At 67.2% G+C, this 2,719-nt stretch carries 1 protein-coding gene and 1 pseudogene; both read left to right on the top strand.

The window, feature by feature from the left end:
- The first annotated feature begins 398 nt into the window (after positions 1–398).
- A pseudogene (locus tag A2J01_RS26440) lies at positions 399–1,500 on the top strand (ATP-binding protein).
- Positions 1,497–2,719, top strand: a 1,223-nt coding sequence (locus A2J01_RS26435; RefSeq protein ID WP_064113926.1) for a vWA domain-containing protein, incomplete at its 3' end; no start/stop codon positions are given. The pseudogene A2J01_RS26440 and the gene A2J01_RS26435, both read left to right, overlap by 4 nt.

Genomic DNA, 2,719 nt, shown 5'->3' with positions numbered 1-2,719 from the left:
TCCGATCTTGATCGACGTGCTCGTCACTTGTGTGGACGCCATCACCGCGGTGCCGGCCACCTAGACGGTTGCGGAGACGGCCGTGATTGTCTCGGGGCGTGCGGGATCACTGGTTCTGTCTGGCTCGCTGGGGGTTCAGACGATACGAAGTGTTTCCCAGTCCGGACCGCAGCCCGAGTGCGAAGAGTTGGCACTCCACGTCGTTGGCGGCCTTTCGTACCTCGTACGCGGTGGTGCCGGCAGTCGGGCGTGGTGATCGTTTCTCACGTCCCCGGCACAGGGTGCGCCGGGGACGTGAGAAACGATTCTAGCGCCTATTTGTGCAGTTCAACCTATATAATTGGGGAGTCTAATTCGGTAGCGGACCTGACCAGTTCGCTCGATTCTGGAGGATTCCTGTGGCTGATTTGGCTACTGCTGTGACTGTGTTGGATGCGAATGGGCGGGCGGGTGTGCCGTCGTTGCTGATTTCGGGTCCGGGGATGGGCAAGTCGAGTTTGGTGCGTGGGTTGGCTGCGGCGGATGGGGTGTTGTGCAAGACGGTGTTGGGGTCGTTGCGTGAGCCGTCGGATTTCGCTGGGTTGCCGGTGGTGCGGGAGCACGGTGTGACGTTGGAGGCTCCGGCGTGGGCGAAGGAATTGGTGGCCGGTGGTGGCGGGTATCTGTTTCTGGACGAGTTGACGACGAGTCCGCCTGCTGTGCAGGCGGCGATGTTGGCGGTGGCGCTGGATCTGACTGTCGGTGATGTGCAGTTGCCGAAGGGAACTCGGGTGATTGCGGGGGCGAACCCTCCGGATTGCGCCGCTGGTGGGTACGAGTTGGAAGCGCCGTTGGCGAATCGGTTCTGCCATGTGGAGTTCACGCCGTCTGTGGATGAGTGGTTGGACGGTATGTCGACGGGGTGGGGTGCGCCACCTGCCTCGCGTGCGGTGGCCACCGATGAGCAGCGGGTTGCGTTGGTGCGCAGTTCGATCACCGGCTTTGTGCAGCGCAATCCTGATGCGTTGGATGCGTTTCCGTCGTCGGCGGCGCAGACCGGTGGCGCGTGGCCGTCGCGTCGTACGTGGTCGATGTTGGCGGCGGTGTTGCCGCATGTGCGCGAGGACGACAACGCGGCGATCAACACGGCGGTGTTCGGGTTGATCGGTGAGGGCGCGGGCGTGGAGTTCTTTTCAGTGGCGACGTAGCGCCGATCTGCCCGATCCGGTTGCGGTGGTGGAGAATGCCGAGTCGGCGTTCGATTGGCAGTCGCGTCCTGATCTGGTGTGGGCAGTGTTGTCCGGTGTCACGGCGTGGGCGGTGGGGCGCGGCACGGTGGAGGCCTGGCGCAGTGCGTGGGGTCCGCTGATCGCGGCTGCGGAGGCGGGCGCACCGGACGTGGCGGGCGCGGCGGCGCGCACGCTGGCGAAGGCGCGACCGGCGAAGGCGACTGTCCCGGCGTCTGCACGTCGGTTCGCGCCGATGTTGACCGCTGCGGGTCTGATGGAGGCGGCGGCATGAGCGGGGTTCGGGTGCTCGCGCCGGATGAGTTGCGGGCGTTTCGCCTGGCACGGCTGGTTTCTGCCGAGCAGATGCCGTATTTCATGCGGGCGTTGTTCGCGGCGCAGCCCGTTGCTGCACCGGGGTTGGGAACGTTCGCGGTGGATGCGCAGTGGCGGCTTTATCTCGATCCGGCGTTGTTGGTGGGCGCGGGTGCGTGGCCGGTGCCGGTGGCGGGTGCGGTATTGCTGCACGAGGTCGGGCACTTGCTGCGGGCGCACGGTGTGCGAGGGCAGTCCTTGCCGAAGCCGGCGGCGCACGTGGCGTGGAATTACGCGGCGGACGCGGAAATCAACGACGACTTGCTGGCGGCGGGCGTCGGGTTACCGGACGGGGTGATCACTCCACAATCGTTCGGGTGCGAGGACGGCGGAATCGCAGAGGACTACTACACGCACCTGATCGATCCGGTTTCGGGACAACAGTTTCCAGACGACGAAGATGTGGGATGCGGGTCCGGTGCGGGGTGCGCGCCGGTGCCGGGGGAGTTGGGCGCGGCAGCGGGGGAGGTCGCGGACGGGTTGGACGGCGCGGAAGCAGATCTGGTGCGCCGCCATGTGGCGCGGGCGGTGCAGGCGGCGCAAGGAAAGGGGCGCGGGAGCGCACCGGCAGGATTGGCGCGTTGGGCTGGTGAGGTTCTCACGCCGCCGACAGTGCCGTGGGATCGGGTGTTGCGCGCGGTGATCCGGCGCGCGTTGGCGGATCAGTCGGGGCGGACGAACTACAGCTATGCGCGTCCGTCGCGGCGCAGCGTGCCGGGGGTCGTGGCCCCGGCGATGCGGGGTCCGTCGATCACGGTGTCGATTGTGATCGACACGTCCGGGTCCATGTCGGCGGCGGATCTGTCGGCGGCGATGGGTGAGGTTGCGGGTGTGCTGCGGGCAGGCGGTGTAGCGCGGGAGCGGGTACGGATTCTCTCGTGTGATGCGAAATCGACGTCTGCGCAGGCGGTGCGGTCGGTGGCCGATGTGGTGTTGGTGGGCGGCGGCGGTACGGATATGCGCGTCGGGATCGACGCGGCGAACGCGGCCCGTCCTGCCCCGCACGTGGTGATCGTGTTGACGGACGGGGATACGCCGTGGCCGGATCGGCCGTCGCGGGCGCATCTGGTGTGCGCGGTGATCGGCAACGACGCCGCACTGTCTCGGACCCCGGACTGGGCGTCGAGTGTGCAGATCCC

It is taken from the genome of Rhodococcus sp. EPR-134 (assembly GCF_001647205.1).
Taxonomy (GTDB): domain Bacteria; phylum Actinomycetota; class Actinomycetes; order Mycobacteriales; family Mycobacteriaceae; genus Rhodococcus_F; species Rhodococcus_F qingshengii.
Note: the sequence above shows the minus strand (reverse complement) of the source record. Positions and strands in the feature narration are given on the sequence as shown.